15 protein-coding genes are annotated in these 17,953 nt (G+C 70.3%); 8 read left to right on the plus strand and 7 right to left on the minus strand.

The genetic code is table 11. The features are described 5' to 3' along the window. Window positions 1-35: 35 nt before the first annotated feature. Window positions 36-578, minus strand: a complete 543-nt coding sequence (locus ACFY9I_RS12395; protein WP_391000258.1) for a GtrA family protein — start codon at window positions 576-578, stop codon at window positions 36-38. 251 nt (window positions 579-829) lie between these two features. On the opposite strand from ACFY9I_RS12395, the gene ACFY9I_RS12400 reads away from it, so the two are divergent. From ACFY9I_RS12400 to ACFY9I_RS12415, 4 genes are all read left to right on the plus strand, one after another. Next, window positions 830-1,969, plus strand: coding sequence for a 5-(carboxyamino)imidazole ribonucleotide synthase (locus tag ACFY9I_RS12400; protein ID WP_391000260.1), 1,140 nt, complete (start codon window positions 830-832; stop codon window positions 1,967-1,969). Then, complete coding sequence (gene purE, locus ACFY9I_RS12405; protein ID WP_391000262.1) at window positions 1,966-2,490, plus strand: 5-(carboxyamino)imidazole ribonucleotide mutase; 525 nt, start codon at window positions 1,966-1,968, stop codon at window positions 2,488-2,490. Before ACFY9I_RS12400 ends, purE begins: the two co-directional genes overlap by 4 nt. Window positions 2,491-2,536: 46 nt before the next feature. Further along, window positions 2,537-3,724, plus strand: coding sequence for a membrane dipeptidase (locus ACFY9I_RS12410; protein ID WP_391000403.1), 1,188 nt, complete (start codon window positions 2,537-2,539; stop codon window positions 3,722-3,724). A 150-nt stretch (window positions 3,725-3,874) separates the two neighbouring features. Then, window positions 3,875-5,290, plus strand: a complete 1,416-nt coding sequence (locus tag ACFY9I_RS12415; protein WP_391000265.1) for a membrane dipeptidase — start codon at window positions 3,875-3,877, stop codon at window positions 5,288-5,290. A 171-nt stretch (window positions 5,291-5,461) separates the two neighbouring features. Here the strand turns inward: ACFY9I_RS12415 and ACFY9I_RS12420 are convergent, their stop codons facing one another. After that, window positions 5,462-5,827, minus strand: coding sequence for a VOC family protein (locus ACFY9I_RS12420; protein ID WP_391000267.1), 366 nt, complete (start codon window positions 5,825-5,827; stop codon window positions 5,462-5,464). A 97-nt stretch (window positions 5,828-5,924) separates the two neighbouring features. Between ACFY9I_RS12420 and ACFY9I_RS12425 the strand changes: the two genes are divergently transcribed. After that, complete coding sequence (locus ACFY9I_RS12425; protein ID WP_391000269.1) at window positions 5,925-6,431, plus strand: CGNR zinc finger domain-containing protein; 507 nt, start codon at window positions 5,925-5,927, stop codon at window positions 6,429-6,431. 184 nt (window positions 6,432-6,615) lie between these two features. Here ACFY9I_RS12425 and ACFY9I_RS12430 read toward each other — a convergent pair whose 3' ends face one another. Continuing rightward, window positions 6,616-7,959: a nucleotide sugar dehydrogenase gene (locus tag ACFY9I_RS12430; protein WP_391000271.1), complete on the minus strand. Its 1,344-nt coding sequence runs from the start codon at window positions 7,957-7,959 to the stop codon at window positions 6,616-6,618. Window positions 7,960-8,168: 209 nt separating this feature from the next. Between ACFY9I_RS12430 and ACFY9I_RS12435 the strand changes: the two genes are divergently transcribed. Both ACFY9I_RS12435 and ACFY9I_RS12440 read left to right on the plus strand, forming a co-directional pair. After that, on the plus strand, window positions 8,169-9,326 hold the full coding sequence (locus ACFY9I_RS12435) for an acyl-CoA dehydrogenase family protein (RefSeq protein ID WP_391000274.1): 1,158 nt from the start codon (window positions 8,169-8,171) through the stop codon (window positions 9,324-9,326). 174 nt (window positions 9,327-9,500) lie between these two features. Beyond that, window positions 9,501-9,869: a four-helix bundle copper-binding protein gene (locus ACFY9I_RS12440; protein WP_391000277.1), complete on the plus strand. Its 369-nt coding sequence runs from the start codon at window positions 9,501-9,503 to the stop codon at window positions 9,867-9,869. Window positions 9,870-10,056: 187 nt separating this feature from the next. Here the strand turns inward: ACFY9I_RS12440 and ACFY9I_RS12445 are convergent, their stop codons facing one another. After that, a complete protein-coding gene (locus tag ACFY9I_RS12445; protein WP_391000280.1) occupies window positions 10,057-11,343 on the minus strand; it encodes an LCP family protein in 1,287 nt (428 codons plus the stop codon). 190 nt (window positions 11,344-11,533) lie between these two features. After that, on the minus strand, window positions 11,534-12,895 hold the full coding sequence (locus ACFY9I_RS12450) for an LCP family protein (protein WP_391000283.1): 1,362 nt from the start codon (window positions 12,893-12,895) through the stop codon (window positions 11,534-11,536). A gap of 213 nt (window positions 12,896-13,108) precedes the next feature. On the opposite strand from ACFY9I_RS12450, the gene ACFY9I_RS12455 reads away from it, so the two are divergent. Then, window positions 13,109-14,137, plus strand: coding sequence for a glycosyltransferase (locus ACFY9I_RS12455; RefSeq protein ID WP_391000286.1), 1,029 nt, complete (start codon window positions 13,109-13,111; stop codon window positions 14,135-14,137). A 101-nt stretch (window positions 14,138-14,238) separates the two neighbouring features. Here the strand turns inward: ACFY9I_RS12455 and ACFY9I_RS12460 are convergent, their stop codons facing one another. Next, window positions 14,239-15,903 (minus strand): LCP family protein, encoded by a 1,665-nt coding sequence (locus ACFY9I_RS12460; RefSeq protein ID WP_391000289.1) that lies wholly within the window; start codon window positions 15,901-15,903, stop codon window positions 14,239-14,241. 267 nt (window positions 15,904-16,170) lie between these two features. After that, entirely contained in the window at window positions 16,171-17,907 is a 1,737-nt protein-coding gene (locus ACFY9I_RS12465; RefSeq protein ID WP_391000292.1) for an LCP family protein, read from the minus strand. Window positions 17,908-17,953: the final 46 nt, after the last annotated feature.

Genomic DNA, 17,953 nt, shown 5'->3' on the forward strand with positions numbered 1-17,953 from the left:
CAGGGGGGCCAGGGGTTCGGCTTCCCCGCCCGTCCTCAGCGGCGTTTGCCGGTGACCGCCGGAGGGTGGGCGGCCCCCGCTTCGAGGAACGATTCGGCGCCGGCCACCGTCTCGCGGCCCGGGAGGGCCCGGAACACCCAGGTGCGGTACGACCAGAACCGGAAGAGGGTCGCGACGCCGATGCCGAGGAACTTGAAGATGTTGGACTGCAGCGGGCTGTCCCAGTCGAAGCCGTACGTGGCGGTGTAGAGGATCCCGTTCTCGATGACGAGCCCGACCGCGCTGAACAGCAGGAAGAGTGTCATCTCCCGCGTGCGCCCGCTCTTGTCACGGTCCCGGTACGTGAAGTAGCGGAAGCCCACGTAGTTGAAGGCGATGGCGACGATCGTGGCGATGACGCTGGCCCGTACGACCTGCAGATCGGTGGTGTGCCGTACGAGGTTGAACACGGCGAGGTTCACCAGCAGCCCCGCACCGCCCACCGCGCCGAACTTGGCGACCTCCCGCATGAACATGTCGATCCGGCCGCGCAGGCCGCCACGGGGCTTCCTTGTCGGCCCCGAGGTGGTACTTCCCATCGTGTGCGGCCCCCGTCGTTCGGTCCGGTCGGTGACGTGCCGGTGGTCAGCCGGTTGCTGTTCCGTCCGAAATGAGCTGGTCTTCGGTCGAAATCCACTGGTTCAGACATGCTAACCAGCGGCCCTCGGCAACGCCTGTGCAGAAGCTCACAGGGAGCGTCCGGGCCTGGCCCAAAGGCGGTCCTGTGGGAAACGGGCGGGGAAAACGGACGGCCTGGAGTGGCCGATTCCGTGGCGGATAGTCTGGGGGTGTGACGTTCCCGGTAGTCGGCATGGTCGGCGGGGGGCAGCTCGCTCGTATGACACACGAGGCGGGCATCCCGCTCGGCATCAGGTTCAAGCTCCTCAGTGACACCCCTCAGGATTCCGCGGCGCAGGTCGTCGGTGATGTCGTCATAGGCGACTACCGCGATCTGGAGACGTTGCGTGCGTTCGCGCAGGGCTGCGATGTGATCACCTTCGATCACGAACACGTACCCACCGAGCACCTACGTGCCCTGGAGGCGGACGGCATCCCCGTACGCCCGGGGCCGGACGCGCTCCAGCACGCCCAGGACAAGGGGGTGATGCGCGCGAAGCTCGACGCGATCGGTGTGCCCTGCCCCCGGCACCGCATCGTCGCGGACCCCGACGACGTGGCCGCGTTCGCCGCCGAGGGTGAGGGTTTTCCGGTCGTTCTCAAGACCGTCCGGGGCGGCTACGACGGCAAGGGGGTGTGGGTCGTCCGGTCGGTGGAGGAGGCCGCCGAACCCTTCCGCGCCGGGGTCCCGGTCCTCGCGGAGGAGAAGGTCGACTTCGTACGGGAGCTGGCCGCGAACGTCGTACGGTCCCCGCACGGCCAGGCCGTCGCCTATCCGGTGGTGGAGTCGCAGCAGGTGAACGGGGTCTGTGACACCGTCATCGCGCCGGCCCCCGACCTGGACGAGGCGCTGGCCCTGCGCGCCGAGGAGATGGCGCTGCGCATCGCCAAGGAACTGGACGTCATCGGCCACCTGGCCGTCGAGCTGTTCCAGACCCGCGACGGCCGCATCCTGGTCAACGAGCTCGCCATGCGCCCCCACAACTCCGGCCACTGGTCGATGGACGGGGCGGTCACCAGCCAGTTCGCCAACCACGTCCGCGCGGTTCTGGACCTGCCCCTCGGCGACCCGCGCCCCCGCGCGAAATGGACCGTCATGGTCAACGTCCTCGGCGGCGACTACCCGGACATGTACTCCGCGTACCTGCACTGCATGGCCCGCGACCCCCAGCTCAAGATCCACATGTACGGCAAGGACGTGAAGCCCGGCCGCAAGGTCGGCCACGTCAACACCTACGGCGACGACCTCGACGACGTGCTGGACCGCGCCCGTCACGCCGCCGGCTACCTGAGAGGCACGATCACCGAATGAGCCCCGTCGTTGGCATTGTCATGGGGTCGGACTCCGACTGGCCCGTCATGGAGGCCGCCGCGCAGGCCCTCGACGAGTTCGAGATCGCGTACGAGGTCGACGTCGTCTCGGCGCACCGGATGCCGCGCGAGATGATCGCGTACGGCGAGGAGGCCGCGGGCCGGGGCATCAAGGTGATCATCGCGGGCGCGGGCGGCGCCGCCCATCTGCCCGGCATGCTCGCCTCCGTGACCCCGCTGCCCGTCATCGGCGTCCCCGTGCCGCTGAAGTACCTCGACGGCATGGACTCCCTGCTGTCGATCGTGCAGATGCCGGCCGGTGTGCCGGTCGCCACGGTCTCCGTCGCCGGGGCACGCAACGCCGGACTGCTGGCCGCCCGGATCCTGGCCACGCAGGACGAGGAACTTCTCGGCCGTATGCGGGAGTTCCAACAGGAGCTGAACGACCAGGCCACCGAGAAGGGCAAGCGCCTGCGCACCAAGGTCGAGGGAGCCGGCAACGGATTCGGCTTCGGAAAGTAGACGTGACGCGATGACCGGGACCACGGGGGACACGGGGGACATGGGTATGACAGCACTGGAGGCGGCCCGGGAACTGCTGCGGGAGTTCCCGGTCGCGGACGGGCACAACGACCTGCCCTGGGCGCTGCGCCAGCAGGTCCGCTACGACCTCGACGCCCGGGACATCGCCACCGACCAGAGCGCCTGTCTGCACACCGACCTGGGGCGACTGCGCGCGGGCGGCGTCGGGGCGCAGTTCTGGTCGGTGTATGTGCCCTCGGACGCCGCGTTCCTGCCGGGGGCGGTGCCCGCGACCCTCGAACAGATCGACTGTGTACGGCAGTTGATCGGCCGTTACCCGGCCGAATTGCGGGCCGCGCTGACTGCGGCCGACATGGAGGCGGCCCGCGCCGAGGGCCGTATCGCCTCCCTGATGGGCGCCGAGGGCGGGCACTCCATCGACAACTCCCTCGCCACCCTGCGAGCCCTGTACGCGCTCGGCGTCCGCTACCTGACGCTCACCCACAACGACAACATCGCCTGGGCGGACTCCGCCACCGACGCCCCGGCGGTCGGCGGTCTGTCGGCCTTCGGCCGGGCGGTCGTCCGGGAGATGAACCGCGAGGGCATGCTGGTCGACCTCTCGCACGTGGCCGCGACGACGATGCGCGACGCGCTCGACACCTCCGTCGCCCCGGTGATCTTCTCGCACTCCTCGTCGCGGGCCGTCTGCGACCACCCCCGCAACATCCCGGACGACGTCCTGGAACGCCTCCCGGCCAACGGGGGCGTGGCCATGGTGACGTTCGTGCCGAAGTTCGTGCTCCAGGCCGCCGTCGACTGGACGGCCGCCGCCGACGAGAACATGCGCGTCCACGGACTCCACCACCTCGACACCACCCCCGAGGCGATGGCGGTCCACCGCGCCTTCGAGGAGCGCAACCCCCGCCCGGTCGCCACGGTGTCCACGGTCGCGGACCACCTCGACCACATGCGCGAGGTCGCCGGCATCGACCACCTCGGCATCGGCGGCGACTACGACGGCACGGCCTTCACCCCGGACGGCCTGGACGACGTCTCCGGCTACCCGAACCTGATCGCCGAGCTCCTCGACCGAGGCTGGTCCCGGACCGACCTGGCCAAGCTGACCTGGCAGAACGCGGTCCGCGTGCTGGGTGCGGCGGAGGACGTGGCCCGGGACCTCCAGTCCCGTACGGGCCCGTCGAACGCGACGCGGGAGCAGCTGGACGGGTGACGCCCGAGCCCGCCCGGGAGTCAGCCGGGTGGCGTACGGCGGCCTCACGACGGCCCGTACAACCCGAACGCCCCACCCACCAGGAAGGCGCGCGGCCCCCGTGTCACGGTGATCAGTACTGCGATCACCCAACGGCTACGGAGGTCCGCCATGGCAGATCTGCAGGACGAACTCCGAGCGGGGGAGGCGGGGGAGCTCGACACCCCGCCCACCACCGACACCCGACGCGGGCCGGGGCCCGGTCACCTGCCGCCGGGGGCGGAGCCGATGGCCGGGTCCGACGGTACGACCGGGACGGCCGGACCGGGGGCCGCCGCACCGGGGATCGTCGCACCAGGGACCGTCCGGCCCGGGGGCGCCGTGGCCGCCGCAGCCGGGACGGACAAGCACACCGAGGCCCGGACGGCCGGGGCGCCCACCGCCGCGCGACGGAGCGGCGAGCCTCCGCCCTCCGGACCCTCCGGGCCCTCTGGACCTTCTGGACCCTCCGGGCCCTCCGTACTCTCCGAACCCTCCGTACTCTCCGAAGTCTCCGTACTCTCCGAAGTCTCCGAGCCTCCCGACGAACTGGCCGAGGCGCACGCCTTCCTCGACGTGCACCCCGTCGCCGACGGTTACAGCGGGCTGCCGTGGGCGCTGCGCGAACTGCCCCGCTTCGACCTGGAGCTGGGCGAGGGCGGGGTGGACACCGACGTACCGCGGATGCGCAAGGGCCACATCGGCGCGCTGTTCTGGTCGCTGCACCTCCCGGAGGGCCTGACCGGCGAGTGGGCCGTCGGCGCCACCCTGGAGCAGCTGGACCTGGTCAGGACGGTCGTCGACGGCCACCCCGAGGGCCTGCGGCTGGTGCACAGCGCGGGGGAGATCACCGACGCCCGCAACCGCGGCCGGGTCGCGGTCCTGCTCGGGCCCGCCGGAGCCCCCGCGATGGGCGACTCCCTGGGCATCCTGCGCGCCCTGCACGTGCTCGGCCTCAAGGCCCTCACGCTCGCCGGCGCCTCCTGGGCGAGCGGCTCCGGGCTGAGCAGGTTCGGCAAAGAGGTGGTCCGCGAGATGAACCGCGTCGGCGTCCTCGCCGACCTCTCCGGCGCCTCGGAGCCGACGATCCGTCGGGTGATCGCGGTCTCCCGCGCCCCGGTCGTGTGCACCCGCTCGGCGGCCGATGCCCTGCGTTCCCACCCCGCGAACCTCCCCGACGACCTCCTGTCCGCGCTGGGCGAGGCCCACGGCCTGTGCATGGTGCCGCTCACCGCCGAGCAGACCGGCCCGTCCGTCCGTGACGTCGCCGACCACCTCGAACACGTCCGCAAGATCGCCGGCCCCGAATGCGTCGGCCTCTCCGGCGCCTACGACTCCGGCGTCGCCCACCCCCAGGACCTCACCGACGCCTCCTGCTACCCCCGACTGGTCGCCGAACTCATGCGCCGAGGCTGGTCCGACACCGACCTCGCCCTCCTCACCTGGGGCAACGTCCAACGGGTCCTGCGCTCCGCCGACTTCACGGCCCGTGCGGCGAAGGACCGCCGACAGCCCTCGACGGCGAGGATCGCGGAGCTGGACGGCTGACCGTCACCACACACCTCGCGCCCCTGCCTCGACCTGGGGCGCGGGAATGCCTCTGGAACCTGGGCGGGCCGGGATGCTTTCAGAGGCGCGGGGAACCGCGCGACAGCCACGACGGACCCGCGGCCGCTCCACCAGGCCCCCCGGCCCCACGCCCCTTCTCCTACGGCGTCCTCACACCGCACACAGACAGAACGGATGCCCCGCCGGATCCGCGTACACCCGGAACCCCCGCTCACGATCCTCCGCGTCCAGCACCGTCGCCCCCAGCGCCAGCACCTGCTTCTCCGCCGCGTCCATGTCCTCGACGTTCAGGTCGAGATGGAACTGCTGCGACCGCTTTGGCGAGGGCCACTCCGGCGCCACGAACCCCGGCGCCTTCTGGAACGCCAGCTTCACACCCTCGCCCGGCAGCTCCAGGTTCACCCAGTCCTCCTCCGCCGGGACGACCTTCCCGCCGATCACCTCGGCGTAGAACCCGGCGAGCGCGGCCGGGTCGGGACAGTCCAGAACGACGACATCCAGCTTGGCGATGGCCATGGCCTTCTCCTTGCCTCATGCGGCATCGGTTACCTGTAAGAGAGCGTAACCGGTAACGGTTACCTCATGCATCCTCCTAAGAGGTAACGTCACCGGTATGAGCGAGAGAGCGTCCGCCCCCGGCGGCCTGGCACTCGTCGAGAGCCTGGTGAACACGCTGGACCTGGAGACGGGCGCCGACGTCCTGGACACCCCGGAGACCCGGGCCCGCCTGGACCTGGCGGCCGGTGAGGACCTCACGGCCGTACGCGAACTGCGGGAGTCCCTGCGGGCGACCCTGCTGGCCCACGCCGGACACGCCCCGCCCCGCCCGGTGACCCCGCTCGGCGACCTCCTCGCCGCCGCTCCGCTCGTCGTCGCGGTCCGGGCCGAGGACGGATCCGCGACCCTGCGCCCCGCCGCCGACCCGGCCCCCCTGCTCTCCCGCGTGGCCGCGGCCGTCGCCGAGGCGCTCACGGCCGGCACCTGGCAACGCCTCAAGGCCTGCGAGGCCGCCGACTGCCACTGGGCGTACTACGACCGCAGCCCGGCCGGACGCGGCCGCTGGTGCTCGATGCGGGTGTGCGGCGCCCGCGCGAAGATGCGCCGTTACCGCGCGAAGTAAGCGCTTCGCCCCCACCCGGCCGCCTGAACGGTGGAGAATGGGGGAGACGCCGTTCCGGCCGACTGAGCCTCGGCCGGAACGGCGTCACCCCCCGGAGGACTCTCGTGAAACCTGGGTGACGGCCCTGCGTACCCGGGCAGCCGACCGGCGTACGAGACTCGGGCCGTCGGTCGGCGTACGAGACTCAGGCCGTCGGCCGCCCCATCGCCCTGTATGTCCAGCCCGCCCGGCGCCACAGATCCGGGTCCAGCGCGTTGCGCCCGTCCAGCACGAGCCGGGCCGACGCCACCTCGCCCAGCGCCGCCGGGTCCAGCTCACGGAACTCACGCCACTCCGTCAGATGCAGCACGCAGTCGGCGCCCCGCACGGCGGCGAGCGCGGAGTCGGCGTACCCGAGCGTCGGGAAGAGGCGCCGGGCGTTGTCCATGCCCTTGGGGTCGTAGACCGTGACCTGGCCGCCCTGGAGGTGGATCTGCCCGGCCACGTTGAGGGCGGGGGAGTCGCGTACGTCGTCGGAGTCGGGCTTGAAGGTGGCGCCGAGGACGGCGACGCGCTTGCCGAGGAAAGGCCCGCCGCCCAGCGCCTGCCGGGCCAGCTCCACCATCTGCCCACGCTGGCGCATGTTGATGGAGTCGATCTCGCGCAGGAACGTCAGGGCCTGGTCGGCGCCCAACTCGCCGGCGCGCGCCATGAACGCCCGGATGTCCTTGGGCAGACACCCGCCGCCGAAGCCGATGCCGGCTCGCAGGAACTTCTTTCCGATCCGGTCGTCGTGGCCGATGGCCTCCGCCAGCTTGGCGACATCGCCCCCGGCGGCCTCGCACACCTCGGCCATGGCGTTGATGAAGGAGATCTTGGTGGCCAGGAAGGAGTTCGCGGAGGTCTTCACCAACTCGGCGGTCGGGAAGTCCGTGACGATGAACGGGGACCCCTCCGTCACCGGCGTCGCGTACACCTCTCGCAGCAGCTTCTCGGCCCCCTCGCTGCGCACGCCCACCACGATCCGGTCGGGGTGCAGCGTGTCGTTCACGGCGAAGCCCTCGCGCAGGAACTCCGGGTTCCAGGCCAGTTCGGCGTCCTCGCCGGCGGGCGCGTGCTCGGCGAGATACGCGGCCAGCCGGTCCGCCGACCCCACCGGCACGGTCGACTTGCCGACGACGAGCGCCGGACCCGTCAGATGCGGGGCGAGCGAGGCGAAGGCCGCGTCCACGTACGACATGTCGCAGGCGTACTCGCCGTGCCGCTGCGGGGTGTTCACACAGACGAAGTGCACGTCACCGAAGGCCGCGACCTCGGCGTAGTCGGTCGTGAAGCGAAGCCGCCCGCTCGAGCCCTCGATCCCGTCGACATGCTTGCGCAGCAGCTCGTCCAGGCCCGGCTCGTACATCGGGACCTCGCCCCGCCGCAGCATGTCGATCTTCTCTTCGACGACATCGAGCCCCAGCACCTCGAACCCCAGCTCGGCCATGGCCGCGGCGTGTGTCGCGCCGAGATAGCCGGTGCCGATCACGGTGATCTTGAGGGCCATGGTTGCTCCTGGGATGTCCGGCCGTGGGGGTGCGCCGCGCGTGCGCGACAAGTGCGCTGCCTGAGCATAGTCGGGGCGTGCCGGAGCCCTTCACCGGGCAGATTCCCCCGAGGTCACGGCCTGTCGTCAAACTCACGTACCAAGCCCTCGGCCCGGCCTCTAAAATCTGAGTTACTTAACGGTAGTTAGCGTCAGGAGCGTGAGAGACCTTGGCCGGATCGGCTGATTTCGACCTGTACCGCCCGTCCGAGGAGCACGACATGCTCCGTGACGCGATCCGTTCCCTCGCCGAGGCGAAGATCGCGCCCTACGCCGCCGCCGTGGACGAGGAGGCGCGCTTCCCGCAGGAGGCGCTCGACGCGCTCGTCGCCAACGACCTGCACGCCGTGCACGTCCCCGAGGAGTACGGCGGCGCCGGCGCCGACGCGCTCGCCACGGTCATCGTGATCGAGGAGGTGGCCCGTGCCTGCGTCTCCTCCTCCCTCATCCCGGCCGTCAACAAGCTCGGCTCGCTGCCCGTCGTACTCTCCGGCTCCGAGGAGCTGAAGAAGAAGTACCTGGGCCCGCTCGCCAAGGGCGACGCGATGTTCTCGTACTGCCTCTCCGAGCCGGACGCCGGCTCCGACGCGGCCGGCATGAAGACCCGCGCGGTCCGCGACGGCGACCACTTCATCCTCAACGGCGTCAAGCGCTGGATCACCAACGCGGGCGTCTCCGACTACTACACGGTCATGGCGGTCACCGACCCGGCCAAGCGCTCCAAGGGCATCTCGGCCTTCGTCGTGGAGAAGGCCGACGAGGGCGTCTCCTTCGGCGCCCCTGAGAAGAAGCTCGGCATCAAGGGCTCCCCGACCCGCGAGGTCTACCTGGACAACGTCCGCATCCCCGCCGACCGCATGATCGGCGAGGAGGGCACCGGCTTCGCCACGGCGATGAAGACCCTGGACCACACCCGCATCACCATCGCCGCCCAGGCCCTCGGCGTCGCCCAGGGCGCCCTGGACTACGCCAAGGGCTACGTCCAGGAGCGCAAGCAGTTCGGCAAGCCGATCGCCGACTTCCAGGGCATCCAGTTCATGCTCGCCGACATGGCCATGAAGATCGAGGCCGCCCGCGCCCTGACCTACCAGGCGGCGGCCAAGTCCGAGCGCGGCGACAAGGACCTCACCTTCCAGGGCGCCGCCGCCAAGTGCTTCGCCTCCGATGTCGCCATGGAGGTCACCACGGACGCCGTCCAACTCCTCGGCGGCTACGGCTACACCCGTGACTACCCGGTCGAGCGCATGATGCGCGACGCCAAGATCACGCAGATATACGAGGGCACGAACCAAGTCCAGCGCATCGTCATGGCGCGCAACCTGCCGTAACCCGTTCGGCACAGTGCGCGTACAGCCCTCGGCGCCCGCCGGGGGCTGTTGTCGTACGGGACGGACGGGGCGGATGGCTGCCGTCCGCCCGATGGCGGGCCGGGTCGGGGAGGCGTAGGACGGAAGGGCACGGGGGCCCGCCCCGGACCCCCTCCCACCACCCCAGGAGGAGCCATGACTCAGCAGCAGACCGGTGGCATGACCGCGATGAGCAAGGAGATGCAGGACTGCGTCAACGCCTGCATGAACTGCCACAGCGTGTGCGAGGAGACCATGAGCGCCTGCATGCAGGCCGGCGGCCAGGCCCAGATGCAGATCATGCGCGCGCTGATGGACTGCGCCGAGATGACCCGTATGTGCGCGGACATGATGATGCGCCGCTCACCGCTGTCCGCCGAGATGTGCGCGATGTGCGCCCGCGCCTGTGACATGTGCGCCGAGGCGTGTATGTCCATTCCGGACGATCAGCAGTTGATGCGCTGCGCCGAGGCGTGTCGCCGCTGCTCCGAGACGTGCCGGTCGATGGCGGGCATGACGGCCTGACCGGCGGCCCGACCGACGGCCTGACCGGCGGCCTGACCGGCGGCCTGACCGGCGGCCTGACCGGCGGCCTGACCGGCGGCCTGACCGGCGGCCTGACCGGCGGCCTGACCGGCGGCCCGACCGGCCGGACGCGGCTGAGGGGCACCCGTGCACATGCACCGGGCGCCCCTCGGCCCTGTGTACCGGGTCAGTTGCTCGACACCGTCACCGTCTCGTCGTTCTTCAACTGCTCCACCAGTTGCTTCACCTTCGCGGTGTCCCACTGGAGGTTGCCGTTGGCGGAGTTGCCCGAGATCGGGATGTTCATCGACTTGCCGTCGCCGCCGGTCACGCCCTTCATCGCCCAGAACATGTCGGCCAGGTCGTACAGGCCCATGTCCTTGTCGACGATCAGGGTGTCCAGGCCCGCGCTCATCGTCGGGTACAGCTTGAACGGGTTGAGCACCGTGCTCGGCGTCGCCGTCTGGTTGGCGAGGGCCGCGAGGAACTTCTGCTGGTTCTTCGTACGGTCCAGGTCGCTGCCGGCGAGGGCGTAGCGGGTCCGGACGAAGGCGAGGGCCTGCTCGCCGTTGAGGGTCTGCTGGCCCGCCTCGAAGTCGGCACCGGACTTGGTGTCCTTCATGCCGCCCTTGGGGATCTCGATCTCCACACCGCCGACCGCGTCGACGATGTTCGCGAAACCCGCGAAGCCGATCTCCACGTAGTGGTCGATGTGCAGACCCGTGTTGGCCTCGACGGTGCGCACCAGCAGCTCGGGGCCGTCCTCGGCGTACGCCGCGTTCAGCTTCACCTGGCGGCCGGTGCCGGGGAAGGTCTTGCCGGACTCTGAGCCGACGAAGGTGGGTATCTCGACGTTCGAGTCACGGGGCAGTGATATCAGCGTCGGTCCGCCCGAGCCGGTGTGCAGGATCATCATCGAGTCCGTGCGCTTGCCCTCGGCGGACCCGGTGTGGAGTTCCTTCTTCTGCTCGTCGGAGAGGCCGGCACGGCTGTCGGAGCCGACGATCAGGTAGTTGGTGCCCTCGCCCGCCTCCGGCCGCTCGATGACCTTCGACAGGTCGACCTCGCGGTTCAGCTTGGAGTCGGCCCAGAAGTACGTGCCGATCGTCGTCGCGAGCAGCACCACGGTGGCCGTGATCGCCGTGACCTTGATACGGCGCCGCCAGTTCGGCGCGGGGCGCTCACCGCGGCCGCCGTGACCTCCGGGGCCGCCCGTGCCGCCGGCGCCGTAGACCTGGCCGGTGTTGTAGTCGCTGTTGTACCCGCCGCCGTACTGGTCGGGTCCGTTGCCGTGACCGTAGCCGTACGCGTCGCCGTACGACGGCTGCTGGGGCACACCTCCCTGAGGGGGTGCCGACGGGCCGCGACGGACCTGGCGCATCACACGCGCCCCGTCGGGCTGTGCGCTCGCGCTTCCCTGTCCGTACCCGCCGCCGCGGTTGTTGCCGGACCATCCCTCGGGCCAATCGTTCATGCGCCCCAGTGTGCCGGGTAGGGATGTGTCCTTTACAAGGGTCGATGAAAAACCAAGGCAGTGCTGTTGCCAAGCTGACACAAATCGCACGCAAGTCGGATAGGAGAGGCCCCGCCCCTCTCACGGGCACGGCGCCTCGTCCCGGTGGGCACGGACTCGGGCACGCCTGCGGGCACGACTACGGGCACGCCTACGGGCACGACACCTCGTCGCCCGTCACCACGCCGAACTCGCCCTGCTGGGGGTCCTGCGCCCGCACCTTGCGGACCTTGGTGAAGTCCGTGCCCGCGATCACCTTCAGGACCGGGCCCTGGGCGCGGACCGGGCGCAGGGCGGAGCCCGGGAGGGCGGTGGCGAGGGACTTGGCGGAGCGGTCCCAGCGGGGGTCGTAGGTGACGACGGTGCGCCGCACGTCGCGCTGCCGGGAGTTCACCGGGGCCTTGGTGGTGCGGAAGCCGGTGGCGGCCAGTTGGCGGTCGACCTTCTTGCCGAGGCCCGGGACGTCCGTGCCGTTCTCGACCTGGACGCGGATCTGCTGGGGGGCGACCTCCACGAGGGCGTACTTGCCGCGGGGCTTGTAGGGGGCGAGGGGGCGGTCGTCACGGAGTGCCCGGAAGAGGCGGGCGGACTTCTTCTCGTCCCACTTGACGGTCGAACCGAGGCCCTTCACGGTGTACGCCACGCGTCCGATGGGGACGGTGGTGAACTCGGAGGACGCGGGGCTCAGGTTCCGCATGGCGCGGCCGAGGTCGATCAGCTCGCCGGTGCCGAACTCCTTGTCGGCGCGCACGGAGCCGAGGACGGCCTGGGTGATGTCGCGGAACTTGATCGGGTTGAGCAGCACGCCGGAGGAGGTGGCCTGGGACATCAGGGACGCCATGAAGCGTTGCTGGCGCTTCATACGGCCGATGTCGGAGGAGCCGTCGGCGTGCCGGGAGCGTACGTACTGGAGGGCCTCGCCACCGTCCAGCTCATGGGTGCCGGCGGAGAGATCGAGCCCGGTGTACGCGTCCTTCAGGCGGCGGGCGGTGCAGACCTTGACGCCGCCCAGGACGTCGACGGTCCGCATGAAGCTGGTGAAGTCGACCTCGACGTAGTGGTCGATCTTCACCTTGGTCATGTGCTCGACCGTGCGCACGGTGAGCTGCGGGCCGCCTTCCGCGTAGGCCGCGTTCAGCTTGATGGGGTGGGCCCGGTGGGTCTTCCCGGTGACGCGGTCGGTGTGCTCGGGCGTCTCGGCGTACGAGTCGCGCGGCAGGCTCACGATGCTCGCCCGCTCCCGGTCCTCCGAGATGTGCACGATCATCATCGTGTCCGTGCAGTGGCAGGGGTCGCCGCCCAGCCGGTACCGCCGCCGCTCCTTCGCGCCGATCCGGTCGCGGCCGTCGGTGCCGACCAGCAGGACGTTCATGCCGTGGCCCGGCTCGGGGCGGTTCTTCATGTCCTTGAAGGCGTCGACCCGGGTGATCTCCTCGTCCAGGCGCGTGACCACCGCGTGGCCGATGCCGGCGGCGGCCAGCACCACCACCGAGAGCGTGGTCACCGCCCGCATGGCCCAACTCCGCCGCCGGGGAGGAACGGGGGGCCGCGGCTGCTGCGGGCGGGCTGGGCGGCTGGGCGGTGTGGGCACGGGGGACACCTCCGCGAGACCGGTCAGGGGAAGTCAGGGATCCGTGAGCACCGTAGGCCCCGGTGATCCACGGCCGGTCCCGGCGACCGGGCGGCGCGCGTCGGAGTCCCCCGTTCGCGGTAACGTGAGCCCCCTATGAACGCCAAGCCCGACGTGCAGCTCCCCGCCGTTTCTGTGATCATGCCCGTCCTCAACGAGGAGCGGCATCTGCGCGGAGCCGTCCAAGCGATCCTCGCGCAGGAGTACGCCGGCGAGATGGAGGTCGTGATCGCCCTCGGTCCGTCCACGGACCGCACGGACGAGATCGCCGCCGAGCTCGTGGCCGAAGACCCGCGTGTGCACACCGTCCCGAACCCCACCGGTCGTACGCCCGCCGCGCTCAACGCCGCGATCAAGGCCTCCCGGCATCCGATCGTGGTGCGCGTCGACGGCCACGGCATGCTCTCGCCCGGCTACATCACCACCGCCGTACGGCTCCTGGAGGAGACCGGCGCGCAGAACGTCGGCGGCATCATGCACGCCGAGGGCGAGAACGACTGGGAGCACGCGGTCGCCGCCGCGATGACCTCGAAGATCGGCGTCGGCAACGCGGCCTTCCACACGGGCGGCCAGGCCGGTCCGGCCGAGACGGTCTACCTCGGGGTCTTCCGGCGCGAGGCGCTGGAGCGGCAGGGCGGCTACAACGTGGAGTTCATCCGCGCCCAGGACTGGGAGCTGAACTTCCGGATCCGCGAGGCGGGCGGCCTCATCTGGTTCTCGCCCGAGCTGCGGGTGTCGTACCGGCCCCGGCCCAGCGTCAAGGCGCTCGCCAAGCAGTACAAGGACTACGGGCGTTGGCGGCATGTCGTCGCCCGCTACCACGAGGGCTCCATCAACCTGCGCTACCTCGCCCCGCCGACCGCCGTGGTCGCGATCGCGGCCGGTGTGCTGGTGGGCGGTCTGCTGACCCCGCTGGGCCTCGTCGTCCCCGGTGGCTATCTCGCGGCGATCGTCGCGGGCTCGATCCCGGCGGGCAAGGGCCTGCCGCTCAAGGCACGCCTGCAGATCCCCGTCGCCCTCGCCACCATGCACATGTCCTGGGGCTTCGGCTTCCTCACCAGCCCCAGGTCCCTGGCGAAGAAGGTCATCGCGTCCCGCCGGCCGGCGGTGCTCACCGAGAGCTGAGCGCACGGACCGTACGAGCAGGGCCCCTCTCGATCACGAGAGGGGCCCTGCTCATCACGGCGAGGCAGGTGAGGCAGGCGAGGTACCGCGAGTACGGGGCGTCACCAGGTGAACGCCGGGTTCACCTCCATGCAGGCCTTCTTGTCCGCGCCGTTCAGGGCGTCCGCCGACTCCGGAGTCGTGTCGTCCTCCTGGCCCGCCTGGTACGCCGTGCCCTCACGCCAGTCGGCGCCGACGACGAGGGTGACCCCGCTGACTTCCGTGGACCTCTCCACCTGGCCGAGCGGGATGCCGAGAGCCTTGGCGACCGCCTGGGCGTCGCCCTCCAACTCGGCGCTCGGGTAGCGCACGACCGTCTTGTCCTCGACGACCGCGGTCGTCGTCGACGACGAGGACTTGGTGAAGCCCTCCTCGACGAGCAGCCGTGAGACCGTGTGCGCGCGGCCGGCGACAGGGGCGAGGGTGGAGGTCATGGTGCCGTTGAGCACGAGCACACCGATCTCGTCCTTCGCCGCCGCCGGGTCGTCGGAGGTCGCGTCCTCGGTGGTGGTCTTCTTCTTGTCCTTGCCGTCCAGCGCGATGTCCTCACGGATCAGCCGGAACAGCTTCTCCGCGTCGCCCTCCTTGGGCACCACGCGCGGCCCGACGTAGGTGTACGGCATCGTCGTCATCGTGATGCGGGCGGGCTCGACCTTGCGCAGCTCCGTGCTGAGGTCGTAGAGCGCGGTCACCGTGCCGAGGCCCTCGTCGACGGTGAGCGCCTTCGTGGCCTCCTCGGCGAGGTTGCGGAGCTTGTTCGGGTTGGTGATCGTGGCGTTCTCGCGCAGCTCGCGGACCATCGCGTTCATGTACTGGTGCTGCGCCTTGGCACGCGCGATGTCGCTGCCGTCCTCGAAGCCGTACCGGGTGCGCAGCCACTGCAGGGCCTGCTTGCCCTTGATGTAGGTGGTGCCCTCCTCCAGCTTCAGCCCGGAGCCCTTGCCGTCGCTGGTGTGGGAGTAGACGTTGTCGGTCACGCACACCGGCACACCGCCGATCGCGTCTGCCATCGACACCACACCGGAGAAGTCGACCATCATGAAGTGGTCGATGTGGATGCCGGTCAGCTCCTGCCAGGTGGCGACCGTGCAGCCCGGGCCGCCGCGCCGCAGCGACTCGTTGGTCATCGTGTGGGTGAGCTTCCCGTACACCTCGCCGCTGTCCGGGTCGGTGCACTTGGGGATGTCGAGCAGGGTGTCCCGGGGCATGCTCACGACCGACATGTTGGTGCGGTCGGCCGACAGGTGCAGCAGCATCTGGACATCGGCGAGCGGGGGGCCGTCGAAGGTGTCCCTGGCGCCGCCGAGCTTCTGGTTCTCCTCGGTGTCCCGCGCGTCCGAGCCGATGAGCAGGATGTTCAGCGGGGTCTGACCGGCCGCGTTCGGGGTCGGCTCGGCGATCTTCGTCTCGCCGAGGTTCAGCTTCTCCCTCTTGATGTTGCCGTTGAGGTGCTGGTAGTAGAGATAACCGGCACCCGCGGTGCCGAGTATCACGACCGCCAGGACCGTCGCCGACCAGCGCAGCACCCGTCTGCGCCGGGGCCTGGAGGGGGCCTTCGCTCGCCCCCGGCCACCGCCGTCGCCGCTCTTGCGCCCCCGCTGCTCGGGGACCTTGACGTCCGTGTCCGTCTCGGACGAGTCGCCCGGCCGCTCCGGGCCCCCGTCCCGCTCGCCGGGTTCCTCGACGCGCGGTCGCCCCCCGTCCCCGCGCACGTCGCTCCGTACCATCTCCCTGCCCCTCCCCACCCTGCCGTGGCGGGGTCGTCCCCGCCGTCTGTTGGACCTTCGAGACCCCGACTCGGATGTACTCGTGTTCTGTCGAACGCGTCATGCGTTCCGACCGGATGACATGCGGACGGGGATCGGTGCGGCGGCACTCGGCCGCCCGACGACATTCGGAACCGCCGGGCGGGCGCGTTCTCGCGCCCGCCCGGTGTTCACCAGATCTCAGCGACACTCGCGTCCGGTAAGACGCGCCTCGACCCCGTCAGGTCATCAACTGGCGCACTTTTCCTTGTCCGCGGTGTTCTTCTCGACGTCCAGGTCCGCCGCCGACGTCGCGCTCAGCGACACCCCGGCACCCCTGAAGTCCTTGCCCAGGGTCAGCACCATCGCGGGCAGGCCCTGGGAGTTGGTCTCGCTGTTGCCCTCGCCGGGCTTCAGCGCGGACGCGGACAGCCCCATGAGGTCGGCCAGCTTGCGCGCCTGGTCGGCCTGGTCGGGGTCGTACGCGAGGGTCGTCTTCGACAGCGTCTTGTCGGCGTTGCCGAGCTGGCTCGACTTGGTCACACCGACATCGTTCTGCATCCAGCTGAGAGTGGCCTGTGCGCTGCCGGCCTCGGCGCCGCCGTTGTAGATGTTGACCCGGACCTCGGAGGCGTCGGCGCGCGCGCCCTTGAGCTTCGCCGCCGCCTTCTGCTTGGCCTGCTTCTTCACCTCGGTGAGCGAGATGTCGTTCCTGATCGTCGAGAACAGCTGCTCCGCCTTCTGCGGCATGGGCAGCACGGTCGCGCCGTCGGTGTTGTCGACGACCGGCACGGTGGTGAAGGTGATGTTCTTCGTCTTCACCTTGCCGACCTCCTGGCCGAGCGACGCCAGCTTCTTGATGTCGGTGATCTTGGAGTCGACGGAGAGCGCGCTGGTGGCGGCCTCCGCGAGGTTCAGCACCTTCGTCGGGTCGGTCAGCGTGTCCTCGGACTTCATCTGGCGGATCATCGAGCTGAGGAACTGCTGCTGCAACTGGATGCGGCTCAGGTCGCTGCCGAGGCCCACGCTGTAGCGGGTGCGCAGGAAGGCCAGCGCCTGCTCGCCCTCGATGGTGTGCTTGCCGGCGGTCAGGTCCAGCTTGGACTTGGAGTCCTTGATGTCCTTCTCCAGACAGACCTCGACACCGCCGATGGCCGTGGAGAGCGTCTTCACCGCGTTGAAGTCCGCCACCATGAAGTGGTCGGGCTTGATCCCGGTGAGCTCGGTGACCGTGCGCATCGTGCAGCTGGGGGTGCGGCCGTCCTGGCCGAGGCTCGTGTTGAACCGCACCTCCGGCGTGCCCGCGATGGTCCTCTTGGTGCCGTCCTCCTGCGTGGTCGGACAGTCCGGGACGTCCACGATCATGTCGCGCGGGATACTCATCGCGGTCGCGTTCGTACGGTCCTTGGAGACGTGCAGCAGGATCGTGGTGTCGGCGTGGCCGACGCTTTCCTTGTCGCCGTAGCTCTCGTTGCCCGCGCCGGTCCGCTTGTCCGTGCCGATCACCAGCAGGTTGATGGCCCGGTCCTTGCTGAAGCCGCCGGTGCTCGCGCCGTCGTCCGCGATCTTCTTGATGTTGCTGTTGAGGTGCTGGTAGTAGAGGTAGCCCGCAGCGCTCACCCCGACCAGCAGGAAGGCCAGTGAGCCGCCCGTCCACACGAGTATCCGCTTGCCGGCGGACTTCCTGGGCTTCCCCTTGCCCCGGCCGCCGCGCCGGCCCGGCAGAGGGTCCTCCTTGGGCGCACCCCGCCGACGTCTGGGGCCCGGCACGGTGTCGGGGATCCCGCGGGTGTCCGGAGGGGCCGTCGCGGTACGTGTGGAGGCCCTGGCCCCCGCCGCCGCGGGCGCCGCCCTGCGCGGCCTCGGCACTCCCGACTGCGGTGCGGAAGGAGTCAGTCGCAGTTCGTATTCACCGGTGCTCGGGTTGAGTACCCACTGGTCTGCGGGGTCGATGTCGTCCGCCCGCCCACGGCCTTGCGCGTCCACGGTTGTCTGATTCCTCCGTCGGGGCCACGCGGCGTCTTCCCCCTCA

This window comes from Streptomyces sp. NPDC012510, from assembly GCF_042955065.1.
Classification (GTDB): Bacteria; Actinomycetota; Actinomycetes; order Streptomycetales; family Streptomycetaceae; genus Streptomyces.

Bases quoted from the DNA above. Each gene is read 5' to 3' on its own strand.
- ACFY9I_RS12395 (WP_391000258.1), bottom strand. From the start codon at position 578: ATGGGAAGTACCACCTCGGGGCCGACAAGGAAGCCCCGTGGCGGCCTG.
- purE (WP_391000262.1), top strand. From the start codon at position 1,966: ATGAGCCCCGTCGTTGGCATTGTCATGGGGTCGGACTCCGACTGGCCC.
- ACFY9I_RS12410 (WP_391000403.1), top strand. From the start codon at position 2,537: ATGACAGCACTGGAGGCGGCCCGGGAACTGCTGCGGGAGTTCCCGGTC.
- ACFY9I_RS12415 (WP_391000265.1), top strand. From the start codon at position 3,875: ATGGCAGATCTGCAGGACGAACTCCGAGCGGGGGAGGCGGGGGAGCTC.
- ACFY9I_RS12420 (WP_391000267.1), bottom strand. From the start codon at position 5,827: ATGGCCATCGCCAAGCTGGATGTCGTCGTTCTGGACTGTCCCGACCCG.
- ACFY9I_RS12425 (WP_391000269.1), top strand. From the start codon at position 5,925: ATGAGCGAGAGAGCGTCCGCCCCCGGCGGCCTGGCACTCGTCGAGAGC.
- ACFY9I_RS12430 (WP_391000271.1), bottom strand. From the start codon at position 7,959: ATGGCCCTCAAGATCACCGTGATCGGCACCGGCTATCTCGGCGCGACA.
- ACFY9I_RS12440 (WP_391000277.1), top strand. From the start codon at position 9,501: ATGACTCAGCAGCAGACCGGTGGCATGACCGCGATGAGCAAGGAGATG.
- ACFY9I_RS12445 (WP_391000280.1), bottom strand. From the start codon at position 11,343: ATGAACGATTGGCCCGAGGGATGGTCCGGCAACAACCGCGGCGGCGGG.
- ACFY9I_RS12450 (WP_391000283.1), bottom strand. From the start codon at position 12,895: ATGCGGGCGGTGACCACGCTCTCGGTGGTGGTGCTGGCCGCCGCCGGC.
- ACFY9I_RS12455 (WP_391000286.1), top strand. From the start codon at position 13,109: ATGAACGCCAAGCCCGACGTGCAGCTCCCCGCCGTTTCTGTGATCATG.
- ACFY9I_RS12460 (WP_391000289.1), bottom strand. From the start codon at position 15,903: ATGGTACGGAGCGACGTGCGCGGGGACGGGGGGCGACCGCGCGTCGAG.